This window comes from Pseudorhodoferax sp. Leaf267, assembly GCF_001422405.1.
In the GTDB taxonomy this organism is placed as follows: Bacteria; Pseudomonadota; Gammaproteobacteria; order Burkholderiales; family Burkholderiaceae_C; genus Pseudorhodoferax.
This window is the reverse complement of the sequence record NZ_LMMV01000001.1, coordinates 1,355,822-1,380,612: the sequence shown is the minus strand read 5'-3', so window position 1 is coordinate 1,380,612 and position 24,791 is coordinate 1,355,822. Positions and strand designations below refer to the sequence as shown.

Genomic DNA, 24,791 nt, shown 5'->3' with positions numbered 1-24,791 from the left:
AGTGCTAATGGCTGTCCGTGGGGTGCACGATGTGGTCGGCCAGCTTCTCCGCGACCATGATGGTGGGGATGTTGGTGTTGCCGCGCGGTACCGACGGCATGATGGAAGCGTCCACCACGCGCAGCCCGTCGACGCCGATCACGCGCCCGGTCGGGTCGACGACCGCCATCGGGTCATCCGGCCGGCCCATGCGGCAGCTGCCGGCCGGGTGGTACACGCCCGAGACTTCGCTGCGTACGAAGTCCAGCAAGGCTTGCCGATCGCGCGAGAGGTGGCCCATGTCCAGCGCCGTGCCCGTCATGCGCGCCAGCACACGGTCGGCCAGCGCCAGTGGCATCACGTCCAGCAGGGCGGCGAAGGCCTTGGCCTGCAGCGCGTTGCGTTCGCTCAGCGCATTCCACTTGCGGATGCGGTCGCCCACCCGCACCACGAACGGCTTGCCGATGTGCGGCGCGACATGCGGCGAGGCCAGCATGTCGAAGATCCGCAGCAGGCCTTCGGACAGGCGCAGCAGGTCGCCCTCGTGGTCGCCGAAACCGAATTCGACGACGGGCGCGCTGCCCGCTGCGCCGTTCGCCAGGCTCACCCGCCCGCTGCCCTGTGGCTTGAGCAGCACCGAGTTCAGGCTGGCCAGGCGCAGGCCCATGGCGTTCCACGAGGTCTTGCTCTGGATGTTGATGTACAGGTCCGAACGCAGCGCATCGGGCGTGCTGGAGGTCAGCCGCATGCAGGTCGTGGGGTGGGTGCGCAGCCGCGGGTCCTGCCGAAAGTCGCGGCCCAACACGGCGCCCACGAACACGGCCGCGTGGTTCTGCAGGTTGCGGCCGACGCCGGGCCGGTCGGCCACAACCGTGATGCCGTGGCTTTGCAAGGCTTGACCGTCGCCGATGCCCGCGCGCAGGAGCATCGTCGGCGAGTGGATGGCGCCGGCAGAGAGGATGACTTCACGCGCGTTGAGCACAATCTGCTGCCCCGCATGCTGCGCCACGACGCCCACCACACGCCGGCCGGCAAAGCGCAGCGTCTGTACCGATGCCGCGGCCAGCAGGGTGAGGTTGGGCCGCTGGCGGACCTGGGGTGTCAGGTAGCCGGCTGCCGTCGTGACCCGGCCGGAGGCCAGGTTGCCGATGGGCGTCATGCCATAGCCTTCGCGGAAGTCAGCATTCATGTCCGCCACGAAGTCCATGCCCGCGTCGCCGGCATAGCGGTGCAGCGCCTTGCTCAGGGGCGGCCAGTCGCGCTGCGGGATGCGGCGGATCGGGATCGGTCCCGCGTTGCCATGGGACGACCCCTGGAAATCCTGGTCGGACTCCAGCTTGCAGAAGTAGGGCAGCACATCGCTCCACGACCAGCCCTGCGCGCCCTGGGCCGCCCACTCGTCGTAGTCGTCCGCCGTGCCGCGGAACGCCACCATGCCGGCCACGGCCGAGCCGCCGCCCATGATGCGTGCCTGCGGAAACTTCACCGCGCCGCCGCGCTGGCTGTTGCGCCAGAACGCCTTGACCTCGGGCCAGAAGTAGCTCTGGTTGTAGGAGGACAACGGGTAGGGGTCACGCACGTCCTCGGCCTCCCCTGCGGGCCCGCTGTCCGGCGCGGCTTCCAACAGCAACACGGTCCTGGAAGGGTCGGCCGAGAGGCGATTGGCCAGCACGCAGCCGGCCGAGCCGGCGCCGATGATGATGGTGTCGTAGTCGGTTTGCATGGCTGCGCGGTCAGGCCGAGGCGAGCGGTTTGGGTGGCACGGCGCGCGTGATCGAGTGAGGCGCGGCACGGGTGCCGGCGGGGACGGCACGCCAGTGCAGTGAGCGGAGCTCGCCGAACTCGTGCGGCAGGCGCAGCCAGCTGTCGCCGCCATCGGTGCTGCGGAAGACCTGGCCGAGGTTGGTGCAGACGAACATCCAGTCCGGCATTGACGGGTGCAGCGCCACGCACCACAGCGTGCTGTTCAGCTCGCCGGGCAAGGGCAGGCGTTCCCAGGTGTCGCCGCCGTCGCGGCTGCGCAGCAGCTGCCCGTCGTTGCCCGGGGGGCCATTGCCGTTGGCAAGGAATACCGTTGCCGGGTCGTCGCTGCGCGTCACAACGCAGCGCATGTACTGCGAGGGCGTGTCCATGGCCACAAAGCGCCAGGTCTCACCCTGGTCCTCGCTGATGTGCAGGCCGCGGTTGGTCGTGGCCAGCACGCGCACCGTGCCGGCCGGCGTGCGCGCCACTGCGATGCCGTGCACGTCGGCAGACACCAGGCCTTCGGTCAGCAGGCGCCAGGTGGTGCCCGCGTCGGTGCTGCGGTAGATGCCGCCGATCTCCACCGTGGCCCACAGCGTGTCCGGCGTGAATGGGTCGAACAGGATCTGCGTGACGCGCGTCGGCCCCATGTTGATGTCGGAGAACTTGGCGATGCCTGGCGTTGCAAGCTCGCTCCAGGTCACGCCGTCGTCGACGGACCGGTAGAGCGCTGCAGGGCGCGTGCCGGCGAACAGGGTGCTCGGGTTCTCGGGTGCGTGCGCGATGGCCCACACGTCACCGAGCTGCGTGGAGATGGCCTGCCAGCGCGCGGTGCGCTCGTCCCAGCGGTAGACGCCTGCGTCCGTCCCGGCATGCAAGGTTTCCGGTGTGGCCGGGTGGCTGCTGAAGGCCCAGACCCGCGCTTCCAGGTACATGCCGGAGTGGCTGTTGGGATGCACCCAGGTGTCCCCCAGGTCATCGCTGAACCAGGCGGAGTGGCCCGCCGTTCCGGCATAGAGATGGACCTCTTGCCCCTCGGGTGTACCAGAGGCGCTGGCCGGGCCTTGGTGAACGATGCCTTCTGCTTTCATGGTTGTGTCCTGTGCGGTTGGGATAAATTATCCCAAATGGTGACACAAAATACAAGTGCCGATGTGCGCGCCCGTTCTTCCGTCGCATCCACCCACGGTCCCAGAAGCGCCGCCATGGGACCACTTGCTTTCACGTTTGCAAGGACTTAAACTAGTCTCGCCAATTGAGACAAACTTGTTTTTTTAACTACTTCGCAAAGCACACGATGGAAATCAATGCATTTGTTCATGCCCCGCAGGATTCGGGCGTACCGGCCTCCGCGCGGGATTTCGGCGTCACTGGCCGGGTCGTGATCGTTACTGGCGCGGGCCAGGGCATTGGTCGCGAGTTCGCGCGGCAGTTCGCTGCGGCGGGTGCCATCCCTGTCGTGGCCGATCTCAACATCGAGGCCGCGCAGAACGTGCTGGCCGAGATCGAAGCCGCAGGCGGGCGCGGCATCGCAGTGAAGGTCGACATCGGCGACCGCGCGTCGGTCGATGCCATGGTGGACGCGACCGTCGCCGAGTTCGGCCGCGTCGACGTGCTGATCAACAACGCGGCGATCTTCGCCACGCTGGAGAAGCGACCGTTCGACCAGATTCCGCTGGCGGAGTGGGAGCGTGTCATGCGCATCAACATCACCGGGGTGTTCAACAGCGTGTGCGCCGTGGCTGCGGCCATGCGCGAGGCCCAGTGGGGCCGCATCGTCAACATCTCGTCGGATGCGGTGCGCCTGGGCGTTGCCAACTACCTGCACTATGTGACGTCCAAGTCCGCGCTGATCGGCATGACGAACGCGCTGGCGCGCGAGCTGGGGCCGCATGGCGTCACCGTCAACTGCATCCGCCCCGGTGGCGTGGCGACCGAGGTCGATCGCGCGGTCAACCCCACGCTGGAACGGCGCCAGCAGCAGCTCGCCCAGCAGTGCCTGCCCCGCAGCCAGGTGCCTGCCGACCTGGTGGGTCTGGTCATGTTCCTGTCATCGCCGGCGTCGGCCTTCGTGACCGGCCAGACCATCGCCTGCGATGGCGGCCTGACGCACAGCAGCTGATTTCACAACCTTCATTGCATCCCAACCCAGGAGGGGCGGATTAAAAGATGAAGTGCAACACCCTTGTTTCAATGAATGGCGATGAATAACGCTGGCAGCAGAGAAGAAGTTCATTTCTGGGTATGCCATCACTTGGCCACTGCGTCCCCCGGCATGTTGAAGTTTCCGCTTCGGGGTAGTTGGGCTAGGGCCGCTTTTTAGACAAGCTATCGTTACTGAATCTCGCACAAAGGAAATTCAATGAAAAATTACACCGAGCACTATATCAACGGCAAATGGCTCGCACCTTCAGGGCCAGGCAAGCGTGAGATGGTCAATCCAGCCACCGAAGAAGTCTTTGCCATCGTCGCGAATGGCGCTAATGCCACTGACGTGAACTTGGCCGTACTGGCTGCTCGCCGCGCGTTCGAGGAGTTCTTGAAGACCAGTGTCCAAGAGCGTGTCGCCATGATCGACCGAATCATTTCAGCCTACGAAGCGCGGGTCGATGACTTCATCGATGTTCTTGCGAATGAGTTGGGCTCTCCGATTTCCGCAGTCGCTCAGGTTAGCGGACCGATCGGGCATATGAAAGTAGCCCGGGATCTGCTGCAGTCGTATCGATTCGAAACACGGATGGGTGACAGCATTGTGCGGCGCGAGCCAATAGGCGTTTGTGCATTGATCTCGCCGTGGAATTGGCCGATTCAGACGCCGGTCATCAAATTCATCTACGCACTGGCTGCAGGTTGCACGTCCATTCTGAAAGGTTCCGATGCGTCTCCGCTCAGTGGTCTTTTGCTGGCCGAGGTCATGGACAAGGCTGACCTGCCTCCTGGCATATTCAACCTGTTGCTTGGGCGTGGACGTGTTGTCGGAGAAGCGTTGTCAGCGCATCCGGATGTCGACCTCGTATCGTTCACCGGCTCTACCGTAGCCGGTGTCAAAGTTGGAGAGGCTGCCGCGGGGACGGTCAAGCGGGTCTCATTGGAACTGGGCGGAAAGTCCGCGAACATCGTGCTGCAGGATGCCGATCTCGAGGCCGCTGCACGATGGAACATTCAACGGTGTTTCTTCAACGTCGGCCAAAGTTGCCACGCGCCGAGCCGCATGTTGGTGCATGAGAGCCAGGTTGAATCGGTGCTGCCGTTCCTGGTTGACGAAGTATCCAAGTTCCGGCTGGGTGATCCGCACGACCCCCGCACCACGATGGGACCAGTGATCAACCAGGCGCAATACGAGACCGTGCAACGCTATATCCAGTCGGGGATCGATGAGGGGGCCAAGCTGGTTTGCGGCGGTACCGGCCGACCCGACGGTTATGAGCGGGGGCTTTTCGTCAGGCCGACCGTTTTCAGCGGAGTGACCGAGGCAATGACCATCGCCACGGAGGAAATCTTCGGCCCTGTTCTTGCCGTCATGCCTTACAGCACCGAAAGCGAGGCGCTGAAAATTGCCAATGACTCGATTTACGGCCTGGGGGGTTATGTCTTTGCGGGCGACCGCAAGCGCGGCTATGAATTCGCAAGTGGATTGCGTGCCGGACGCATCTGCTTCAACGGAGCTGCCACCAACTCCCTGACGCCGATGGGGGGCTACAAGCAATCGGGCATTGGACGGTCGATGGGTGTCTTTGGACTTGAAGAGTATCTTGAGATCAAGTCGGTTTACGGATTTGCCGAAGAAGCTGCCGCTCTGCCCGAACTGGTTCGTTGAACATCGCGGATTTGAAAGCGAAGTGCAGCACCTGTGGTTTCTATGGATGGAGGTGAACGCGCTGGGCTCTTGATGAGAAAGTCTCGGTAAGACCCGGCCAGCTTGCCCGGCCGGTCAAGGCCCGCTGTTGCGTGCGGACACCGAACCGAAGGCGCGCGGCGGGTTGATCAGGTCGCCGCCTTCGTCGGCCAGCGCCTCGCTGAGCTGCCTGGCCGCGGCGACCACGGCCTCGCAGTAGGCCGGCATCTTCTTGCGGTCCAGCCGCTCTTGCGAGCCTGCGATGCCGATGCTCCCGACCACCAGCCCCGCCGCATTGAACACCGGGGCGCTGATGCCGAACACGCCGGGGTTGAACTCGCCCTGGCTCATGACGTAGCCGTCGCGCCGGATGGCCGACAGGGTGTCGCGGAACGACTGCCAGTCCGTGCCCAGGCCGGCCAGCGCGATGGCGCGCTGGTGCTGCTGAAAGATGCTGCGCAACCGGTGCGGCGGCACGTAGGGCAGGATGACCTTGGATGCCGCCCCCGCGAACAGCGGCCGGCGCTGGCCGCGCGAGAACAGGACAGCCGGGCTGCCGGGTGCCAATTCCTCGCGCACGCACATCACGGTGTCGCTGGACAGCGCGCACAGCAATGCCGAATGCCCCGTCAGCGCGACCAGCGGAGGCAGCACCTTGCCGCCGCCCTTGTACAGCGGGTCGGACATGCGGATCTGGCGGTCGAACTCGACGATGCGTGGTCCCAGCACGTAGCGGCCATTGGCCACCGCCTCGATCAGGCCGGCCGCGTGCAGGGCCTTGATGTAGCGGTACGAGGTGGAGCGCGAGGTGCCCAGGTAGTTGACCAGATCGAGCGCGGGCCGTACCGGCATGGACGGGGTGAACAAGTCCAGCAGACCCAGCATGCGCTCGAAGCTGCTCTGCGCATCGCCCTCGGCCTTCTTCAGCTTCGGGGTCTTGCTGGCAGGCTTGGTTGCCGGGGTTGTCTTCGTCGCGCGTGTGGCCATGGTCTTCGAACTGCTCCTTGCCTCGCAAGAAAATCTCACGGGTTCGCAATGCGGAACCTGGAAACTATAGCCGAGCACCCCTCGGCGCCAGGGCCTGGCCGGCGCTCGTTCAGCCAGCGTGGGCTAGCGCCACCAAGTCGGCCACGTTGTCCATTTGCTCCACCGTCCAGCAGGCGTGCAAGAGCGCGGCTGCCGCCTCGGGCGGCAGGCTCAGCCTGGCCTGGCCGTGGAATTTCGCTTCCAGATCGGCGTCGGTCATCGGATTGGCCACGCTGCCCTTGCACTGCGCCACTTCGGCCATGCATTGGTGGCCATTGGCGTGGGTCACGATCAGGCTGGCGGCCTCTGGCGTGAGTTGCGTGTCGGCCTCCACCTCGATGAGGCCGCGCAGCCGCACGATCTCCGGGTCGTCGATGCCCTGGCTGCCACCTTCCGCCAAGCCCGCGCGGCCGGTGGCCAGCGCAACAGCCGTCCAGTGGTACAGGCTGACCTTGGCTTGCAGCGGATCAGCCGGATGCCGGCAGAACCCCAGCGCCAGTGCCGAGGGGTGCACGCGCAGGCGGACGGCGGCGATGCTATCGCCCGGGCGCTGCCGGGTGCGGCAGTCCAGCGCGGCATCGACGGCGGGGTGGATCACGATGCCGCAGGGGTAAGGCTTGTAGGCCAGGGCTTCGACCTCGAAGCGCTCGCCCAGCCCGTCGGTCAGATAGGCCAGGTGCGGCACGCTGGCAAACAGTTCGGCAAAACCGTAGCGGCCTTCCAGCGGCGCATCCGGCCCGCTCAGTCCGTGTCGGGCAAGCAAAGCGCTGCGCAGCCCGCCTTGCGCGGCGTTGCCGAAGATCAGCGTGGCCGCCATGCTGCCGTGCGCCACGCGCAAGCCCGATGCCTGCTGCACCGCATGCCCGATGGCCCAGCCGGTGCGATTGGCGTCGAGCTGCAGCACCTTGGCCATCGCCGCTGCGGCACCGATGCCGGCCGCAATGCCGGTCTGCGACCAGCCGATCGGCCCCTGCGCCGGCGCCATCGACACCGCCTTGCTGATGCGCGAGGCCACGTCCACGCCCAGCGTCAGCGCCAGCAGGAAGTCGTCGCCGCGCACGGGCGTGTGGCCGGCGTGCGCGAGCAGGGCAGCGACCACCACGCCGGTGGGGTGTAGGATGGTCTCAGCGTGCGTGTCGTCGAACGAATAGGCCGCGGAGCTCAGTGCGTTGAGCAGGCTGGCCGTCAGCGCATCGGTCTGTTCCGGTCGGCCCAGCAGGCCCGAGGTGGGCCGGCCAGCGTAGGGTAGCAGCGTGTGCGCGGCCGTCTCGACGATAACGTGGCGCGCGCCGCCGACACAGCAGCCCACGATGTTGACCAGCGCGCGCAGGGCTGCGTGGCGCGCACGCTCCGGCACGTCGGCCAGGCGCAGCGTGTGCACCTGGTGCGCCAAGGTGGCGGTGATGCGGCTGGCGGCTGCTTCCTGCGTCATGCCTACCGGCCGTCCGTGGACCACTGCGCGGCCAGCTTGGCGCCGCCGTCGGGCAGCGCTTGTGACTGCATGAACAGGAACATCTTCATGCTGTCCTCGTCCTTGTAGCCGGCGGCGGCCGCCTCGCGGTACAGCTCCAGGATGCGCGGCGCCAGCCACAGGGCCGCGCCATGGCGTTCGGCCTCTTCGAGCATCAGCGCCTCGTCCTTCAAGCCGATCGACAGGGGCCCGTTGAACTTGAAGCTGCCGCTCAGGATGGCGGCCGGCACCTTGTGCAGGGTCGTGTAGTTCTGGCCGGAACCGGCGTTGAACACCTCGTTGAGCACCTTCGGGTCCAACCCGGCCTTGATGCCCATGGTCAGCCCTTCGAACACCGCCATGCGGCCCGCGGCGGACACATGGTTGTTGATGATCTTGGCCACCTGGGAGATGCCGGGCTTGGCGCCCAGGTAGATGAGCTTGGCGGCGAGCAGGTCCAGCGTGGCACGGGCGTAGCCGAAGTCGGCCTCGCTGCCCGATGCCAGCACCGCCAGCTTGCCGATGCGCGCAGCCGGAGGGCCGCCGCTGATCGGCGCGTCGATCAGGCCGATGCCTTTGCTGCGCAGCCCGGTGGCGATCTTGTCCATGACGGCGCTGCCCAACGTCGAGGTCTCGATGTAGACCCGCAGCGCCTTGCCTGCCGCCATGCCGCGCTCGCCCAGCGCCACGGCGAGGCTCGCCTCGCGCGAAGGCATGGAAGCGATGATCAGTTCGCAGCGGTCAGCCAGCGCCTGCGGGTCGGCGCAGACATGGGCGCCCAGTGCCACCAGGGGCTCGAGAGCAGCGGGGTTGCGGTCGCAGACCGACAGGTCCACGCCCTGTTCCAGCAGGCGTAGCGCCATGGGCTGGCCCATGTTGCCGGCGCCGATCAATCCGACTTTCGGTGCAGTCATGTCAGGTGTTCTCCGCGTTGGGGGGCAGTGGCGATGCGCCGGCCGGCAAGGGCAGTTTGGCGGTATTGAGCACGAAGGCCAGCAGCGTGTAGTAGCCGCAGACGGCCAGCACGTCGAGCGTGGCCGGCTTGCCGAAGATGGCCGCCAGTGCGTCGAAGGCGCTATCCGACGGCTCGCCCAGCCACACGGTCTCGTACGCAAAGTCGTGCAGCGCTTCTTCGGTGGCGTCCATGCCATCGGGCCGGCGGCCCTGTGCGATGGGGCCGGTGATCTCTTCGCGCAAGCCCGCTTCGCGTGCGATGCGTGCGTGAGCGGCCCATTCGTAGTCGCAGCTCCAGCGTCTGGCCGTGACCAGGATGGCGATCTCGACCAGTTGCTGCGCGATGCCGGTGTTGTAGCGCAGGTGCTCGCCCAGCGCCTGCACCTTGCTGGCCAGCGCCGGGTTGTGGATCAATGCCAGGAACGGCCCCTTCAGTGCGCCGCGCGGACCGCTGGCGATGGCGTCGGCCACCTCGCGCTGGGGGGCGCTCATCTGCTCACGGTCCAGAACTTCGAATCGGGTCATGTGTGTCTCGCTTCAGGCCGGGGTTGCCAACTGGAACGCCCGGTCGTGGGTCAGGGAAGGAAGCCGTGCGCGCACATTGGTGACCTGGTCCAGGTCGATTCGCGCGCAGACCACCTGCGGGGCGTCGCCGGCTTCGGCAAGGACCTGCCCGTCGGGGCCGATCACCATGGCATGCCCATAGGTCTGGTGCCCGCCGGGGTGCTCGCCGCAAGTCGCGGGGGCGAGGATGAACGCGCCGTTCTCAATCGCCCGTGCCTGCAGCAGGGCCCGCCAGTGCAAGCTGCCGGTCTGCCTGGTGAATGCCGCCGGGATGGCCAGCACCTCGGCACCGGCCTGGGCCAATTGACGGTAGAGGTGGGGAAAGCGCACGTCATAGCAGATCGACAGGCCGAGTCGGGCCCAGGGCGTCTCGGCCAACACGGCCGTGGCGCCGGGCGCGTAGGCGGCGGATTCGCGGATCACGCGGCCGCCCTTGAGCGTCGCGTCAAACATGTGAATCTTGTCGTAGGACGCCACGACGGCACCGTCGGCAGACAGCAGGTAGGAGCGGTTGACCAGCCGGCCTTCGAGGCCGGGCAGCGCGAGCGAACCCACCAGCAGCCAGACCGCGTGCTCGCGCGCCATGGCCTGCAGCTTGGGCAGCGCAGGGTCGGCCAGCTCGGCGTCGGCGTTGTTGCGCATGGCGGCGCCACTGGCGTGTAAAAAAGTGGCGTATTCCGGCAGTGCTACCAGGGCGGCGCCTTGCTGGCGTGCGCTCTGCACACCGTGGCGCACTTGTTCGAGATTGGCCGCCCGGTCATCGCCCGGGCACAGCTGCACGCAGGCCGCGATGAACGACCTGTCGCTCATGCGGGGGCCTTCGCCTTCGGCTGCGGAGCGAACCTCTTCGGGCGGCCGGGTGAGGTTCATACCGAAGCCAGCCCCAGCATGACGCGCGCCTCTGCGGGCGTGGCCAGCCGGCTGCCCAGCAAGTCGATGACGTTGGCCGCCTTGCGGACCAGGGATGCGTTGTCCGGTGCCAGTTCGCCTTTGGCGATGTACAGGTTGTCTTCGAGTCCGACGCGCACATGCCCGCCCAGCAGGAAAGCCTGCGCCACCATTGGGAACTGGGCGCGGCCGACGCCGAACGCAGCCCATTGGGCGCCGTGCGGCAGCATGCTCTTCATCGACGCCAGCACCTCGGTGCTGGCCGGCGCGCCCCATGGCACGCCCATCACCATCTGGAACAGGGGTTTGTCGTCCAGCAGGCCGCGCTTGATCATGTCCAGCGACAGCGCGATATGGCCGGTGTCGAACACTTCGAGTTCCGGCTTGACGCCGGCCGCGCGAATGGCCGCGGCGATGGTCTCTACATGGGCCGGCACGTTGACCAGCACGCCTTTGCCGAAATTCAGCGTACCCATGTCCAGGCTGCAGATGTCGGGCTTGAGCTCGACGATGTGCTGCACCCGCTCGATGGGCGGGCGCAGGTTGGAGCCGGGCTCGGCCGTGTTGGCCAGCGTGTTGCTGGGCACGAAGCGCGCACCGGGGCCGGTGGTCAGGTTGACGATGACGGGGCTTCCGCTGTCGCGGATGCGGTCCACCACCTCGCGGTACAGCGCGGTCTCCATGCTCGGCTTGCCCGTCTCCGGGTGGCGCACGTGGATGTGGGCGATGGCGGCACCGGCCTTGCAGGCATCGATGGCGGCGCGCGCGATCTGCTCGGGTGTGACCGGGACGGCCTGGAAGCGGCCTGCGGTGTCGTCGCCGCCGGTGACGGCGCAGGTCAAGATGACGGGGTTGTGCAAGAGGTCTCCTCGTGGTGGTGCGGGTTCGTTCGATTGTCGCGGGGCGCGATGCGTGTGTCAATAAGTCCCGCTAAACGAGATATTATTTGATGCTGGGGTTCATCGCATCGATCGGGTGTTGGGTCTGCGATCTCTTTGAGGGCCGTATAAGGAGTGTCTAGGTTGTTGATATATGTCATATAGCGGGATAAAATTGTAGATGGGCGGCGCAAGTGTGTCGTCGAGCTTTTGGAGACATCGATGAAGACGATTGCGAATCTTGGGTGTGCCGGCGTGCTACTGGTCTCGGGATGGGCTGGTGCGCAGGTGCCATCCGGCACACCCATCCGCTTGATCGTGCCGTTCGGCGCGGGTTCGTCTGTGGACTCGACAGCACGGCCGTTCGCTCTCGCGATGTCGGAGGCGTTGGGCCAGCCGGTCGTGGTGGACAACCGCGCTGGCGCGGAGGGTGTGATCGGCGTTCGTGCGGTGTTGAATGCGCCTGCAGACGGGCTGACGGTGCTGTTCACAAGCAACTCCGTGCCCACCCTGTTGCCGGTGCTTAAGAAGGTCGCGCCCTTCGACCCCGCCGATCTCGTTCCCGTCTGTGCGATATCCAAAGCGCCTATGAACGTGTGGATGCGGGCCACGCTGCCGCACAAGACCTTGCCGGAGTTCATCGCCGACGCCAAGGCCCATCCGCAGAAGTACACCTACGCCACTTCGACCGGTCTCACGCGGCTGACTGCGGAGTGGCTGCAGCAGATTGCCGGCATCGAGCTGCGTGGAGTTCCCTACAAGGCGACGTCGCAGGCGCTGGTCGACATCCAGTCCGGCCAGGTCGACTTGTTGATGTCCGATGTGTCAACGGCCAAGTCCAGCTACCAGAGTGGGCGGATCCGGCCGTTGGTCGCAGCGGACGCCAAGCGCTCCGCAGCGCTGCAAGAGGCGCCCTCGGCGCCGGAGGCGGGCGTCGCAGGCTTCAATGTCAGCGTGTGGTTCGCCACCTATCTGCCGCGCAACACGCCCGCGGCCATGGTGGCGAAGATGCGGCAGACGGTGCGCCAGGCGGCGAACAGCGCGCAGGTACACGATGGCGACAAGGCCGGCGGCCGTGAGGCGATGGTGCTGTGCGGCGATGAACTGGCGCGCTACCAGGACGCCGAGATCGCGCGCTGGCGCAAGCTAGTCGCCACGGCCCGGATCGAGACAGACTGAGCGGCCCTGCTGCACGCGACGGTGGCCCGCGCAGGCGCAAGGGCCTGACGCGCTCAGGCAGCGTGCTCGCGCTGCGCCGCCTCGATCCAGTCGAGCACCAGCGCCGCTTGCGGCAACACCAGCGTGACACCGATCCCGGCCAGGATCACGCGCTCCAGCCGTTCCCTGGAAACCCCCAACCCGAACAGGCGGATGGCGTGGATCCTGAAAGGCACCTCGTGCCCCAGCAGCGCGAGCTGGGCGGTGACCACGATCTCGCACAGTAGGCGATCCTCGTCGCTCCCTTCGAGCAGAGCGCCTCGCATGGCTTTGTAGTGGTCGATGGCCGCTGCGTTCACTTCAGCGACTCTGACTGTTGATGCCTTCATGGTGTTCTCCTGGTCCTGTAGAGGCTGACAAGCGGGCGTGTGCAGCGGCGTTGAACCCACTGCCAGAGCAGGACCGCCGGCGCCGGCGGTGCCGCTGCTGCCATGATCTTACACAAATCCCGATATGTGAGATATGTGTAAGTTTCTTGGTGGCGTGACCGCTCCCTCTCTGAGTGCTCATGGCGTTAGTTATGGCGATTTTTTTGATGGGATCCCTTGCGCTGCAGATGCACGCCACCTAAAATTTGTCGCATATCACGGGATTTAATGATTTGCGACGGTCGCAAAGCACCTCCCGCGACAGATTGGAGACGACGCATGGCAGCAACCGCCGACGACAGATTTTTCCTGGGCCGCAAGATGCAGCTCGCCTTTTTGGTCGGCGACATGGAGGCCGCGCTCAAGCTCTGGACGGAGACCTTCCAGGCCGGGCCCTTCGTCGTGTTCGAGCAAGCCCTCGGTAGCCGCCACTTCATCCACCGCGGCCAGCGCAGCCCGGTGGATTTCGCGCTAGCGCTGTCCTATGTTGGCGACACGCAGATCGAATTGATCTTCCAGAAGAACGATGCGCCTTCCATCTACACGGAAGCCGAACGTGATCCGCGCGGCAATGGCGGTGCGCACCATATCGCGTTCTGGCCCGACGACATGCCGGCGGCCTTTCGCAAGCTCACGGCGCAGGGGTTCGAAGAGGTCGCGTCCATCCGTTCTCCGGCAGGCGAGATCGACGTGTACTACATGCAGTCCCCGGGCGAGCTGGGCGTGATGCTCGAGCTCGTGCCGATGAGCTCGGCCAGGCGCGTGTACTTTTCGCGCATCAAGGAGTTGTGCGAGCGGCCCGATGCGGGCCAGCGCGTGTACCGGTTCAAGGACAAGGACCACTTTCTCAGTTCCATTGCCCAGGAGGCTGTGTGATGTCGATGCGCCAACACCCCATCCAAACGACCCTCCGGCGCGCTGGCGTGCTGCGAGGCATGGCACAAACGGCCGTCGCATCGTGCGCAAGGCGTGCGATCCACTGGGGGCTGTGCACTTCGCTCGTCATGCTGGCGCTGGGCCCGGCGCAGGTGGCCGCGCAGAACTACCCCAACAAGCCGATCAAGTTCGTGATCCCGTTCACGGCCGGTGGCGGCACCGACGTCACGGCCCGCATGTTGGGCGAGCAACTCGCACTGAAGCTGGGCCAGTCGGTAATCGCAGAGAACCGGCCGGGCGCCAGCGCCGGCATTGCTGCCGGTGCAGTGGCGCGCGAACGCCCGGATGGCTACACCTTGCTGGTCGGCACGGCGACCTTGGCGGCGAACGCTGTCGTCCCCGGCGCGAACCTCCAGGTGGACTTGATCAACGACTTCGAGCCCATTGCCAAGATCGGCCAGATCGACCTGATCCTGACGGTCTCCGCGAAGTCGGGCATCGACCGACTTTCCGACCTCGTGCAGAAGATGAGGGCCCAGCCGTCCGCGGTGCAGTTCGGCTCGCCTGGCATTGGAGCTCCGGCGCATCTGGGCGGCGAATTGTTCAAGCAGCTGACCAAGGCGGATGCACTGCACATTCCGTACAAAGGCGAGAGCGCGGCGCTGACCGACCTGATCGGGGGGCAGACCACCTTCCAGCTTTGTGCGCCCGCCGTGTGTGGCCCCCGCATCCAGGAGGGTAGCCTGAAGGGACTGGCCGTGACGGCCAAGGCCCGCTCGAAGGTCGTGCCCAGCGTTCCCACGGCGGCAGAGGCGGGGGTGCCGGGGTTGGAAGCCGGCACGTGGTACTACCTGGCTGCTCCCAAGGGCACGCCGCCAGCGGTCATTGACAAGCTCAATCGCGCCATCAACGAAATTCTGGCCGACGAGCGCTTCCGGGCGCGCTTGCTGGCGATGGGCGTGGAAGTAGAGCCGGGTACGACGCCCGCTTCCGTGCGCGACGGACTGCGGGCCGAAATGGACAAGTGGCGCCCGGTCGTCAAGGCAGCCGGCGTGACCATTAACTGAGCACCGGCGCGTCCGCCGGGGCGGACGCCAACACCCATAGCAATCACCGTGGGCTGCGTACGCATGCCCAGGGCGGGTCGTCGGCCGGCGCGGCGCCGGCCATCCCAGCTTTTCATACAGGAGAGAGACATGAAACCGAACATTCTTTATGGCGTGGCGGTACTGCTCGTCGCCGCGGCGTTGATCCCGGTAACCTGCGCCGCCCAGCAGCTCGCAGGCACCAGGCCCATCAAGCTGATGGTTGGCTATTCCCCCGGCGGTGGCATGGACAGCCTGGCTCGTCTCTATGCAGCCAAGCTGCCTGACATCCTGAAGGCGCCGGTCATCGTCGAGAACCGGCCCGGCGCGTCGGAACTGCTGGCTGCGCAACCGGTGATCCACGCGCCGGCCGATGGATTCACCTTGTGGATCGGCTCCGGCGGCGCGCTGGTCCAGGGGCCTGGCGTGCGCACCGATCTGCCATACGACCCGCTAAAGGACCTGACCCCGATCACCTTGATTGCCGAGGGCGAGGCCGTGTTCCTGGTGCGCAAGGAAGCACCTGTGAACTCGATGGCCGAGCTGGTCGCGTATGCGAAGCAGAACCCGGGCAAGATGTCCTACGGCTCGGCCGGCATCGGCTCGGGTAGCCATTTGACGGTCGAGTACGTGCTGGCGCTGACGGGCGCCTCGATCCTGCATGTGCCCTACAAGGGCGAGGCCGAGTCGACCCGCGACACGATGGCGGGCAACGTCGACCTGACCATGGCCATGGTGGCCACTGCCGTGCCGCTGATCAAGGACGGCAAGCTCAAACCAATCGGCATCACCGGCCTGCAGCGCGTGGCCTCGCTGCCCGACCTGCCGACCGTCGCGGAATCCGGTGTACCCGAGCTGCGCGAGGTCGGTGCGTACACCTTCTACGCGCTGATGGGGCCGGCCGGCATGCCGCCCGAGATCGTCAGGCAACTGAACGAGGCGTTCAGTAAGGTCGCGCAACTTCCCGAGGTGGCGCAACGCCTGCGTGATACGAGCCTGCGCCCCGGCTCCGCCTCGCCAGACGTGTTCCGCAAGCAGCTCCAGGACGACCTGGCCAAGTGGAAGAAGCTGCGCGGCAAGGTCAAGGTCGGCACGTCCTGAGCCTGAGCCTGCGGCGCTCGCGCCCCGCGGTGTCCCCTGCGTCCCCACCAGCCCTTGCACACGATGAACACCGACACCGATCTTTGCCACGCCTTCGCGCACCATGTCGCCGAAACCCGCTTCGAGCACCTTCCGCCCGCTGCCGTGGAGGCGGCCAAGCAGGCCATCCTCGACACCCTGGGCGTGACCCTGGCAGCCAGTGGCATGGAGCCGGCAGTGCGCGCCCTGGCCGATCTGGTGCTGGAGACCGGCGGCCGCGCGGAAAGCACCGTGCTGGGCTTCGGCGGCAAGGTGCCGGCTGCTGCAGCCGCCTTGGCCAACGGCGCCATGGCGCACTGCCTGGACTTCGACTCCCAGACGCCGTGGGGCGCCCATGCGGACAGCTCCGTCGTGTCAACCGCGCTGGCCCTGGCCGAGCGGGTCGGCGGCGTCAGCGGCAAGCAACTGATCACGGCCGTGGCCATCGGGCAGGACCTGTTCGCGCGCCTGCGCTGCAACGTGGGCTGGAAGCAGGACTGGAACCTGTCGTCCGTGGTGGGCGCGTTCGCGGCCGCAGGGGCGGGCGCCCATGTGCTGGGGCTGCCGCGCGCGCAGGCTGCGCACGCGCTGGGCATCGCCAGCATGCAGTCCAGCGGAACGATGGAGGTGATCTTCGGCATCGGCAGCGACCTGCGCGGCATGTACGCGGGCTTCACCTCGCAGGGTGCGGTGCTGGCGGCGCTGCTGGCGGCCAGGGGCATCACCGGCATCGGCACGCTGTTCGAAGGCCGCGCCGGTATCTTCAATGTGTACTTCGGCGGCCAGTACGCGCGCGACAAGATGCTGGACGGCCTGGGCACGGACTACCTGGGCGCGACCACGCTGTTCAAGGCCTGGCCTGCGGTCGGCAATGTCCATACCTACATCCACGCGACCGTCGAGCTGATGCAGGAGCACCGCATTGCGGCGCGCGACATCGAACGCATCCGCGTGTTCGTGGGTGACTTCCACCAACGCATGTGCACGCCGCTGGATACCCGGCGCGCCCCGGCCACGCTGGTGGATGCGAAGTTCAGCCTGCCGTTCTGCGTGGCGCTGGCGGCGGCCAAGGGCGGCATGCGCATCTCGGACTTCAGCGCCAAGGCGTTGAAGGATCCAGAGGTTTTGGCCATGGCGCAGTTGATCGAACCGGTGGAAGACAGCAGCCTGGACTGGAAGCTCAAGATTCCCGATGGCCGCATGGAGATCACGACCCGCGACGGGCGGAGCTTCGAGCGCGTCGGCCACAGCGTGCCGGGCAGCCAGGAAGCGCCGATGGACTGGGACGGCATCGCCGCCAAGTTCAGCGCCTGCGCCGCCGTGGCGGCCGTCCCCGTGCCTGCAGATCGCATCGCCGAAGCCATCCGCATCGCGCGCACGCTGGAAGACCAGGCCGACGCCACCACCCTGGTGCGCGTCGTGGATGCCGCGCACGCCGCCTGAATCCCACCGGCGTGAGCCAAGCTTTTCAAGGAGATCACATGAAGACCTACCAACACTGGATCGACGGAGCAGAGGTGGAACCCGCCAGCGGCGCCTGGCTGGACAGCGTCGACCCCTACACAGGCGAAACCTGGGCGCGCATTCCGCGCGGCAACGCGCAGGATGCCGAGCGCGCCGTGGCGGCCGCGCACCGCGCCATGCACGAAGGCGAATGGAGCCAGATGACCGCGTCGCAGCGCGGCCGGATCCTGCGCAAGATCGGCGATCTGCTGAGCGAGCCCGAGGTGGCCCAGCGCCTGGCGGAGATCGAGTCGCGCGACAACGGCAAGATCCTCGCCGAAATGCATGGCCAACTGGCCTACCTGCCCGAGCACTGGTACTACTACGCCGGGCTGGCCGACAAGATCGAGGGCGCGGTGCTGCCGGTCGACAAGGCCGAAATGGTGGCCATGACCTACCGCGAGCCGGTGGGCGTGGTGGCCGCGCTGACGGCGTGGAACTCGCCCCTGATGTTCTTCACGATCAAGTGCGCGCCCGCGCTGGCGGCGGGCTGCTCGGTGGTGCTCAAGCCATCCGAGTTCGCTTCGGTCAGCTCGCTGGAACTGGCGGCCTTGACCAAGCGCGCAGGCTTGCCCGATGGCGTGATCAACGTCGTCACCGGTCTCGGGCAGGAAGTGGGGACGGCCCTGGTCGAGCACCGTGATGTGGCCAAGGTCACCTTCACCGGATCGGACGTGACCGGGGCCAAGGTGTACGAGGCGGCGGCGCGCGGCATGAAGCGCGTGGCCATGGAGCTGGGTGGCAAGTCGCCCAACATCGTCTTCGACGACGCCGACCTGGACATGGCCGTTGTCGGCGCAGTGTCCGGCATCTTCGCGGCGGGGGGGCAGATGTGCACGGCGGGCTCGCGCCTGCTGGTGCAGAACTCCATCCGCGAAAAGTTTACCGAGCGGCTGGTGGCCATGGCGCGCGACCTGAAGCTGGGCGACCCGATGAAGGCCGGGACCAACATTGGCCCGATTGCCACGCGGCCTCAATACGAAAAGGTGCTGCACTACATCGCCCTGGCCAAGGCCGAAGGCGCGCGCTGCATCCTGGGCGGCTCGCCGGCCAGTGGCGAGGGGCTGGGCATCGGGCAGTTCGTGGAGCCGACCATCTTCACCGACGTGTCCAATGGCATGCGCATCGCGCAAGAGGAAGTGTTCGGCCCGGTGCTCTCGATCATCGGCTTCGACACCGAAGCGCAGGCCCTGGAGATCGGCAACGACGTGGCCTACGGCCTGGCCGCTGGCGTGTGGACGCGCGATGTCGGACGCGCAATGCGGATGTCCAAACGGCTGCGGGCCGGCATGGTCTGGGTCAACACCTACCGGGCCTACAGCTTTGTCGTCCCCATCGGTGGCATGAAGCAATCCGGCCTGGGCCGCGAGAGCGGGGTGGAGGCGGTCGATGACTACCTGGAGACCAAGAGCGTGATGATTTCGACGGCCTCCAGCGCGCCGAGCAACCCATTTCTGCAGCGCTGACGCTGCAGGCGCCGAAGAAATCCAAGGAGACGACGTGATCACCAGAAGAAAGTGGGCAGCGACCTCCGCCGCGCTGGTAGCCTGCGCACTGCCTGGCATGGCACAGGCTGCTTATCCGGACCGGGTCATCCGCATCGTGGTCGGTAACGCAGCGGGCGGCACCGACGATGCCATCAGCCGCTTCGTGGCCAGCAAGCTCGCGGCCGAGTACGGGCAGGGCGTGATCGTCGAGAACCGGGGTGGCGGTTCGACGACGATCGCTGGCGGCGTCGTTGCTTCGGCGGCCCCTGACGGCCACACGCTGCTGTGCCTGATCAGCGCTGGCATAGCCCAGACCGCGTTGCGCGACAGGTTGCCCTACAACCTGCGCAGCTTCACGCCGATCGTGGGCGTCGGCGGCTTCCCGCTGGCGTTGGCCGTGTCAGCGACACCACCGGCCAGCATCGGCTCCGTCGGCGAGCTGGTGGCGGCTGCCAGGTCGGGCAACGGCGTCACCTTCGCGTCCGGCGGCGTGGGCACGATGGCGCACCTCAACATGGTCAGGTTCCTGAAGACGGTCGGCGGCAAGGGCGTGCATGTGCCGTACCGGAACAACCCGGAAGGGCTGCAGGCGCTGGGTGGTGGCTTCACGCAGGTGATGTTCGCCTCGGCCTCCGAGGTGGCGAGCCTGCGCAGCGACGGCAAGATCCGGGTGCTGGCGGTGACCGCGCCCGAGCGCCTGGGCCTGTTGGCCGATGTGCCGACCATGCGCGAACTGGGCTTTGCCTCGATCGATCCGACGCTGTGGTATGGCTTCATGGCGCCGGCCAGAACACCGGCCGATTTCGTGGCCAAGCTGGCCGCCAGCATCACGAAGGCGGTGAGAGACCCGGAGTTCCAGAACCGGTTCCGGCCCATGGCGTTCATCGAAGACATCAGGACCGGGCCAGAGCTGGACGCGTACATCGGCGCCGAGGTCGCCCGTTGGCGCGAAGTCATCCTAGAGAACAACATCAGGATCACGGACTGACGCACGTCGGCCCGCAACACACACAGCAAGGAGAGTGGACATGAATCAGGCGGACGTTAAGGTGCCAGGCCGGCTCGCGGGGCGCAAGCTCGTCGTGACGGGCGCGGCCTCGGGCATCGGTAAGGCAACGGCCCGGTTGCTGGCGCAGGAAGGCGCCAGGCTTGCGCTGCTGGACCTGGACGCGGCCGGGGTGCAGCGCACGGCGGCCGAGACCGGTGGCTGCGGCCTGGTCGTGGACATCTCGGACGAGGGCGGTGTCGACCAGGCCATCGACGCGGCGGCGGCTTTCCTCGGCGGCATCGATGGCGTGGTGAACGCCGCCGGCATCATGACCATCGGGCCGGTGGGCGAGACTCCCGTGGGTGTGTGGCGCAAGACGCTGGAAGTCAACCTGACCGGCACTTATATGGTCACGCGTTCGTGCCTGCGGTTCATGGCGGCTGAAAGCGCTGGCTCGGTAGTGAACATCGCCTCGGCCGCGGGCCTGCTGCCCAACGCACCGGGACTGACCGCGTATGCCGCCTCCAAGGGCGGTGTGGTGAACCTCACGCGTGCGCTGGCAGCTGAACTGGCGCCGAAGATCCGGGCCAACTGCGTGTGTCCCGGCATGGTGGACACGCCCATGGCCGACGGCTTTCGGGCCAACGTGGGCAACTATGCGCTCAAGCGCGTAGCCGATCCGCTGGAGATCGCGCGCGTGGTGCTCTTTCTGACGAGTGCTGAGTCGTCGTACGTGACGGGCGCCACGCTTGCCGCGGACGGCGGCCGGTCGTACCACTGAAGCACAGCCGCAAAGGGCGTTGCGTGCCCCCGCGCTGCCGCTTGCGGCGCTGGCCAACGGGAGGGCAGAAGGCTTGCCCCGCGCGCAGCAAGATGCGGGGCAATGCCGGATCGGCGCTATTCATGCGCTCGCCGGCCTCCTCATTCATGAGTGGCGCTTATAGGCACAAGCAACGCAGACCGGCTAGTCGCGCTGGCTGCCATTGGTTAACTTTGAGTATCTATGAAAGCCTGACCCCACGATGACCGGCCTCTTCGCGACCACACGCAAGCGCGCGCGCATGCTGCCGCTGCGCACGGTGTCTTGGACGCCGTCACGGCAAGCCACCCATCCATTCAAAGGAAACCCGTGATCAACTCATGTCCAATCTGCTCCGCGGCGATGGTCGCCGTCATGGCCACCGCAGGTCTTGCCGAGGCGCAGACCCCGGCCACCCAGCAGATCGCGCGCGCCGGCAGCCAGCCATTGGGCGCCGGCCCTGCCGAGTTCTTCACCGGCCGCGTGCGGGTCGAGCCGGTCTGGCCTGCAATGCGCAGATCACCGCGTCCGGCCACATGGTGACCTTCGAGCCCGGTGCGCGYTCGGCGTGGCACACCCACCCGGCCGGCCAGCGCCTGCTGGTGACGTCGGGTGTGGGCTTCACGCAGGAATGGGGCAAGCAGATCCAGGAGCTGCGCGCGNTCGGCGTGGCACACCCACCCGGCCGGCCAGCGCCTGCTGGTGACGTCGGGTGTGGGCTTCACGCAGGAATGGGGCAAGCAGATCCAGGAGCTGCGCGCGGGCGACAGCGTCTGGTGCCCACCCGGCGTAAAGCATTGGCACGGTGCGGGACCGTCAACCGCAATGACCCACCTGGCCGTGAGCGGTGCGGTGGATGGCAAGAACGTCGAATGGATGGAGAAGGTCAGCGATGAACAGTACAGCGCACGCTGATCGACGCCGGCTGATGTCCCTGGGCGCCGCTGCGGCCATCGGCCTGGCCATGTCCAGCGGTTGMGCCAGCCCCCAGAACCCGCGAGAAAACCAGAACATGCCGATTCCACCCTCTTCGGAACAGCTGACCGCCGCGCAGCAGGCCATCGTGCCCGTCGCGGCACTGGCGGCCGCCGGCGACATGCCGCGCCTGAAYGCTGCGCTGAACCAGGGCCTGGACGCCGGCCTGCCCGTCAGCGATGCGCGCGAGGTGCTGGTGCAGCTCTACGCCTATGCCGGTTTTCCGCGCAGCCTGAACGCGCTGGCCGAACTCATGAAGGTGGTCGACGCGCGCAAGCAACGCGGCGTGCAGGATGCACCGGGCCGTGCACCCAGCAAGCCCATCCCCAGGGGCGATGCGTTGCTGGCGGCCGGCACGGCCAACCAGACCCGGTTGGTCGGCGCGCCGGTGAGTACCTGCGCAGCCATCTGTTCGGCGACATCTTCGAGCGCGACAACCTCGACTGGCACAGCCGCGAGGTGGCCACGGTCAGCATGCTGGCGGCAATCACTGGGGTGGAGTCGCAACTGCTGTCCCACATCCGCATCAGCATGAACATCGGCATCACGGCAAACCAGTTGCGCCTGGTTGCCCAGTTGCTGGCCGACCGTGTGGGCGCCGACAGCGGGCAGCGTGCGCGCGAGGCCCTGCAGCAGCACCTGGCCAGTAGGCCGGCGGGCTGACCGCATGCGCTACGCAAAGCGGGCCGCAGCATCGATCGTGGCGTTGGTCGTGGTGGCCGTGCTGGGCGCCTGCGCCTATGTGCACCCACCGCTCGGGCAGATGCCCGAGGGCGAGCGGCTCGGCGCCGTGCAGGCCTCGCCGCAGTACCGCAACGGTGCATTCCAGAACGAGGTGGCATCGCCGCCACGCCCTGGGGGGCTGGCGTTCGCATGGCAGGTGGTACGCGGGCAGTTCGTGGCCAAGGACCGGCCGCGTCCGCCTGCGGCGCTGCCCGTNGTCGCCGCCACGCCCTGGGGGGCTGGCGTTCGCATGGCAGGTGGTACGCGGGCAGTTCGTGGCCAAGGACCGGCCGCGTCCGCCTGCGGCGCTGCCCGTGGTGAAGACCGATCTGGCCGCGCTGCCGCGCGRGCAAGACATCKTGGTCTGGCTCGGCCATTCCTCCTACTTCGTGCAGGTGGCGGGCCGCAGGCTGCTGRTCGATCCGGTGTTCAGCGACCACGCGGCGCCGCTGCCCTGGATGGTGGAGGCCTTCGAGGGCACCACCATCTACCGCGTCGAGGACGTGCCCGAGGTGGACGCGGTACTCATCTCGCACGACCACTACGACCACCTGGACTACGCCAGCATGAAGGGCCTGCTGTCCAAGACCCGCGTGGTGATCGCCGGGCTCGGCAACGGCGCGCACCTGGCGCATTGGGGCTTTCCGCCGGAGAAGATCCGCGAGATGGACTGGCACCAGACGGTGGAGCTCGCGCCCGACCTGAAGATCCACGTGCTGCCGGCGCAGCACTACTCGGGTCGCTTCATGGAACGCAACCAGGCGCTGTGGGCCAGCTACGCGGTGGAGACACCCACGCGGCGCCTGTACTTCAGCGGCGACACCGGCTTCGGCCCGCATTTCGAAAGCATGGCCACGCGNGCGCTGTGGGCCAGCTACGCGGTGGAGACACCCACGCGGCGCCTGTACTTCAGCGGCGACACCGGCTTCGGCCCGCATTTCGAAAGCATGGCCACGCGATTCGACGGCTTCGACCTGGTGGCGCTGGACGCTGGCCAGTACAACGCTGAGTGGGGCGACATCCATATGAACCCGGAAGAGGCGTCGCGTGCCGCCGAAATTCTGCGCGCCCGCAGCCTGCTCACGGCCCATGCCGGTCGCTTCAGCCTGGCACGCCACGCCTGGGACGAGCCGTTCGAGCGTGCCGTGGCGGCCAGCGCCGGGAAGTCCTACCGGCTGCTGACGCCGCGCATCGGCGAGGTGGTGCGGATCGGCGATGCGCAGCAGCACTTCGAGCACTGGTGGCGCGGCATCGACCCCGGCACGCAGGTGCAGGCGACACCGTAGAAAACTCCAGCCAGCCCTATCGGGCCGGGCGTCCCAGGCGCAGCGCCTCGACCACGAGCGAGAACGCGGGCGAGGGTTGTCGCCGGCTCGGGTAGTACAGGTGGTAGCCGGCGAACTTGGGGCACCAGTCCTGCAGCACACGCACCAGCCGGCCCGAGGCGATGTGCGGCATCAACTCGTCCTCCGGTAGCAACGAGATACCCAGCCCCGCCAATGCCGCGTCCACCTGCGGCGGGGCGGTGTTGAAGATCAGGGGGCCGTCCACCCGCACATTGACCTTGCGTCCGCGCTTCTCGAAGTCCCACACGTAGAGCCCGCCCGATGTCGGCATGCGCTGGTTGATGCACTGGTGCTGCGTCAGGTCGGCAGGCGTCTTGGGCGCCGGATGGGCGGAGAAGTAGGCCGGCGAGGCCACCACCGCCATTTGCAGCGGCGGCCCGATGGGAACGGCGATCATGTCGTTGTCGATGGTGTTGCCCATGCGAACGCCGGCATCGAAGCGGTCCGCCACGATGTCGCGAAAGCCGTAGTTCATGTCGAACTCCAGCTTAATGTCGGGATAAGTGCGCAGCAGCGGCATCAGCTTGGGCAGCAGCACAGTGTGCATCACGTTGTCGCCGCAGGTGATGCGCACGGTGCCGGCAGGCTTCTCGCGCAGGTCGGTCAGCGCGTCGAGTTCGGCCTCTATCTCGTCGAAGCGGTGGCCGATCGCGTTCATCAGCCGCTCACCGGCCGATGTAGGCGCCACGCTGCGTGTGGTGCGCGTGAGCAGGCGGATCTGTAGCCGTTCTTCCAGCCCGCGGATGGCCTGACTGAGCGCTGACTGGGTCACACCCAGCGTGCCGGCGGCCTTGGTGAAGCTGGCCTCGCGGGCCACAGTGACGAAGGCCAGCAGATCGTTGAGGTTACGTCGTGGCATACGGATTGCGGTCGAGTTTTGATTAATTTGACTTATCAATGTATAAAAAACTCATTACTCAGTCAAATTGCCCATGGCCAGCGAACTCTTACCTAGGCGGCTTCAAAGCCCATGTGCAACAGTTGGAT

The 24,791-nt window shown here is 66.8% G+C and carries 22 protein-coding genes and 2 pseudogenes; 14 read left to right on the top strand and 10 right to left on the bottom strand.

What is annotated here, in order from left to right:
- Window positions 1–4: 4 nt before the first annotated feature.
- Together ASF43_RS06135 and ASF43_RS31185 are read right to left on the bottom strand one after the other, a co-directional pair.
- A complete protein-coding gene (locus ASF43_RS06135; RefSeq protein ID WP_056177698.1) occupies window positions 5–1,702 on the bottom strand; it encodes a GMC family oxidoreductase in 1,698 nt (565 codons plus the stop codon).
- A gap of 10 nt (window positions 1,703–1,712) precedes the next feature.
- Window positions 1,713–2,813, bottom strand: a complete 1,101-nt coding sequence (locus ASF43_RS31185) for a hypothetical protein (protein ID WP_162241771.1) — start codon at window positions 2,811–2,813, stop codon at window positions 1,713–1,715.
- Window positions 2,814–3,019: 206 nt separating this feature from the next.
- On the opposite strand from ASF43_RS31185, the gene ASF43_RS06125 reads away from it, so the two are divergent.
- Together ASF43_RS06125 and ASF43_RS06120 are read left to right on the top strand one after the other, a co-directional pair.
- The gene (locus ASF43_RS06125; RefSeq protein WP_056177694.1) at window positions 3,020–3,844 is read left to right on the top strand and encodes an SDR family NAD(P)-dependent oxidoreductase; all 825 of its coding nucleotides are present in this window, start codon (window positions 3,020–3,022) and stop codon (window positions 3,842–3,844) included.
- 240 nt (window positions 3,845–4,084) lie between these two features.
- Entirely contained in the window at window positions 4,085–5,539 is a 1,455-nt protein-coding gene (locus tag ASF43_RS06120) for an aldehyde dehydrogenase family protein (protein ID WP_056177692.1), read from the top strand.
- A 114-nt stretch (window positions 5,540–5,653) separates the two neighbouring features.
- Here ASF43_RS06120 and ASF43_RS06115 read toward each other — a convergent pair whose 3' ends face one another.
- From ASF43_RS06115 to ASF43_RS06090, 6 genes are all read right to left on the bottom strand, one after another.
- Window positions 5,654–6,544: an IclR family transcriptional regulator gene (locus ASF43_RS06115; protein ID WP_056177690.1), complete on the bottom strand. Its 891-nt coding sequence runs from the start codon at window positions 6,542–6,544 to the stop codon at window positions 5,654–5,656.
- A gap of 109 nt (window positions 6,545–6,653) precedes the next feature.
- Complete coding sequence (locus tag ASF43_RS06110; RefSeq protein WP_056177688.1) at window positions 6,654–8,015, bottom strand: MmgE/PrpD family protein; 1,362 nt, start codon at window positions 8,013–8,015, stop codon at window positions 6,654–6,656.
- Window positions 8,016–8,017: 2 nt separating this feature from the next.
- The gene (locus tag ASF43_RS06105) at window positions 8,018–8,947 is read right to left on the bottom strand and encodes an NAD(P)-dependent oxidoreductase (RefSeq protein WP_162241770.1); all 930 of its coding nucleotides are present in this window, start codon (window positions 8,945–8,947) and stop codon (window positions 8,018–8,020) included.
- A gap of 1 nt (window position 8,948) precedes the next feature.
- Window positions 8,949–9,512, bottom strand: a complete 564-nt coding sequence (locus ASF43_RS06100; protein ID WP_082497677.1) for a carboxymuconolactone decarboxylase family protein — start codon at window positions 9,510–9,512, stop codon at window positions 8,949–8,951.
- A gap of 12 nt (window positions 9,513–9,524) precedes the next feature.
- The gene (locus ASF43_RS06095) at window positions 9,525–10,361 is read right to left on the bottom strand and encodes a carbon-nitrogen hydrolase family protein (RefSeq protein ID WP_056177683.1); all 837 of its coding nucleotides are present in this window, start codon (window positions 10,359–10,361) and stop codon (window positions 9,525–9,527) included.
- Between the two features lie 56 nt (window positions 10,362–10,417).
- On the bottom strand, window positions 10,418–11,299 hold the full coding sequence (locus ASF43_RS06090) for a 3-keto-5-aminohexanoate cleavage protein (protein ID WP_056177681.1): 882 nt from the start codon (window positions 11,297–11,299) through the stop codon (window positions 10,418–10,420).
- A gap of 240 nt (window positions 11,300–11,539) precedes the next feature.
- Between ASF43_RS06090 and ASF43_RS06085 the strand changes: the two genes are divergently transcribed.
- Window positions 11,540–12,496 (top strand): tripartite tricarboxylate transporter substrate binding protein, encoded by a 957-nt coding sequence (locus ASF43_RS06085; protein WP_082497628.1) that lies wholly within the window; start codon window positions 11,540–11,542, stop codon window positions 12,494–12,496.
- Window positions 12,497–12,549: 53 nt separating this feature from the next.
- Here ASF43_RS06085 and ASF43_RS06080 read toward each other — a convergent pair whose 3' ends face one another.
- On the bottom strand, window positions 12,550–12,864 hold the full coding sequence (locus ASF43_RS06080; protein WP_156373159.1) for a hypothetical protein: 315 nt from the start codon (window positions 12,862–12,864) through the stop codon (window positions 12,550–12,552).
- Between the two features lie 318 nt (window positions 12,865–13,182).
- Between ASF43_RS06080 and ASF43_RS06075 the strand changes: the two genes are divergently transcribed.
- The 11 genes and pseudogenes from ASF43_RS06075 to ASF43_RS31580 all read left to right on the top strand — a co-directional run.
- A complete protein-coding gene (locus tag ASF43_RS06075) occupies window positions 13,183–13,779 on the top strand; it encodes a VOC family protein (protein WP_056177675.1) in 597 nt (198 codons plus the stop codon).
- Window positions 13,779–14,846, top strand: a complete 1,068-nt coding sequence (locus ASF43_RS06070; protein ID WP_156373158.1) for a tripartite tricarboxylate transporter substrate binding protein — start codon at window positions 13,779–13,781, stop codon at window positions 14,844–14,846. The genes ASF43_RS06075 and ASF43_RS06070 overlap by 1 nt, the downstream gene beginning before the upstream one ends.
- Before the next feature lie 129 nt (window positions 14,847–14,975).
- Window positions 14,976–15,965, top strand: a complete 990-nt coding sequence (locus ASF43_RS06065) for a tripartite tricarboxylate transporter substrate binding protein (protein ID WP_162241769.1) — start codon at window positions 14,976–14,978, stop codon at window positions 15,963–15,965.
- A gap of 63 nt (window positions 15,966–16,028) precedes the next feature.
- Window positions 16,029–17,426, top strand: coding sequence for an MmgE/PrpD family protein (locus tag ASF43_RS06060; protein WP_056177669.1), 1,398 nt, complete (start codon window positions 16,029–16,031; stop codon window positions 17,424–17,426).
- Between the two features lie 38 nt (window positions 17,427–17,464).
- A complete protein-coding gene (locus tag ASF43_RS06055; protein WP_056177667.1) occupies window positions 17,465–18,952 on the top strand; it encodes an aldehyde dehydrogenase in 1,488 nt (495 codons plus the stop codon).
- A 34-nt stretch (window positions 18,953–18,986) separates the two neighbouring features.
- Window positions 18,987–19,961 (top strand): tripartite tricarboxylate transporter substrate binding protein, encoded by a 975-nt coding sequence (locus tag ASF43_RS06050; RefSeq protein WP_056177665.1) that lies wholly within the window; start codon window positions 18,987–18,989, stop codon window positions 19,959–19,961.
- A gap of 40 nt (window positions 19,962–20,001) precedes the next feature.
- The gene (locus ASF43_RS06045) at window positions 20,002–20,742 is read left to right on the top strand and encodes an SDR family NAD(P)-dependent oxidoreductase (RefSeq protein WP_056177663.1); all 741 of its coding nucleotides are present in this window, start codon (window positions 20,002–20,004) and stop codon (window positions 20,740–20,742) included.
- Window positions 20,743–21,423: 681 nt separating this feature from the next.
- Window positions 21,424–21,675: cupin domain-containing protein (locus ASF43_RS29685; protein ID WP_235578139.1), on the top strand; the 252-nt coding region annotated here is incomplete at its 5' end.
- 97 nt (window positions 21,676–21,772) lie between these two features.
- Window positions 21,773–22,398: pseudogene (locus tag ASF43_RS06035) on the top strand (carboxymuconolactone decarboxylase family protein).
- A 317-nt stretch (window positions 22,399–22,715) separates the two neighbouring features.
- Window positions 22,716–23,317, top strand: a pseudogene (locus ASF43_RS32185) (MBL fold metallo-hydrolase); the annotation flags it as partial.
- 1 nt (window position 23,318) lies between these two features.
- Window positions 23,319–23,744: MBL fold metallo-hydrolase (locus ASF43_RS31580; RefSeq protein ID WP_235578138.1), on the top strand; the 426-nt coding region annotated here is incomplete at its 5' end.
- A gap of 16 nt (window positions 23,745–23,760) precedes the next feature.
- Here ASF43_RS31580 and ASF43_RS06025 read toward each other — a convergent pair.
- Window positions 23,761–24,663 carry a LysR family transcriptional regulator gene (locus ASF43_RS06025; RefSeq protein ID WP_056177659.1) on the bottom strand — a complete coding sequence of 301 codons (903 nt, stop codon included), beginning with the start codon at window positions 24,661–24,663 and terminating at the stop codon, window positions 23,761–23,763.
- Window positions 24,664–24,791 lie beyond the last annotated feature (128 nt).